The sequence below is a fragment of the Glycomyces salinus genome (assembly GCF_016428645.1).
GTDB lineage: Bacteria > Actinomycetota > Actinomycetes > Mycobacteriales > Micromonosporaceae > Glycomyces > Glycomyces salinus.
Genome location: NZ_JAELXW010000187.1, coordinates 1 through 1,010 on the forward strand (window position 1 = coordinate 1; position 1,010 = coordinate 1,010).

Below are 1,010 nucleotides of genomic sequence, written 5' to 3' on the forward strand. Positions count from 1 at the left end.
ATTGAGCCATTTCGAGCAAGGCATCATGCGCTCTGAGTGAGGACGAGGCGGCGGGGTCGTTCGATGCGGAAGAAAGCGAGGCAGGCGCGGGCGATGGTCCCGATCCGCCATGGATTGAGTGAGACCTTCTGCAAACAGCGGAAACGCATCTTCAGATCGGCGTTGGCCTTCTCGGCTAGGGCGCGCTTGGCGCCGATGAGGCGGTTCCAGTCCTTCTGCGCCTCGGTCAGCTTGCCGCCCTTCGGGGCCTTGTGGGGTACGACCACGGCAGGGAAGGCCCGGAACTTCTCATACCCCAAATCGACCAGGACCAGCATGTGCTCGTTGTCGTTCACGCCGATGTTGAGCAGGGCGATCTCGGCCTCGACACCGGTCTTGACGGCAGCGTTCGCATCGTGCTCGCGGCCGGGGCGGGCCTCAGCGACCCACAGCGGGTAGCCGTCGGGAGCGGAGATGACCTGGAGGTTGACCCCGTGCCGGTGATGTTTCCCGCTCCAGAACAGGTCAACGCCCTTCGTCGGGCCTTCGACCTGGGCGCGGGTGGTGGGGATGAGGGTGCCATCGAGCCCGATGTGCCCGTCCCCGGCTTCTCGGGCGGCGTCGATCGCATCGTGCAGGCGCGGAGCCGTCTGGCTGAGGACTTCGAGGCCCTCCCAGAGGTTGTCATAGGCAGTGGTCGAGGGCAGATGGTTGTCGGCGGCGAGTTGGGCGATACGGGTGCCGTCGATGAGGAAGCGGAGCACGAACACCGCCTGCGACCAGGGCGTCAGGCGACGAGTGCCCTTCCTGGTGCCGATGGAGCGACGGTGGGCGATCAGACGGCGGGCGAACCACTCGCAGGCGGCACGGTCAACAGGCAGGAATGCGGTGTATGCGACACTCAATGATGCGAAACCTCTTGGTGTGGAACTGAAGTCGTAGCAGCTCCAGTCTCTCCCAAGAGGTTTCGTTGTCTCCCAACGGATCATGATCACACGGCGTACCCGTCACCTTGCCCGAAGAAGCTCATT

At 64.2% G+C, this 1,010-nt stretch carries 1 protein-coding gene; it reads right to left on the minus strand.

All coding sequences use genetic code 11. From position 1 onward, the window contains the following. Positions 1 to 23: 23 nt before the first annotated feature. The gene (locus JFB92_RS24975) at positions 24 to 884 is read right to left on the minus strand and encodes a transposase family protein (protein WP_199044672.1); all 861 of its coding nucleotides are present in this window, start codon (positions 882 to 884) and stop codon (positions 24 to 26) included. Positions 885 to 1,010 lie beyond the last annotated feature (126 nt).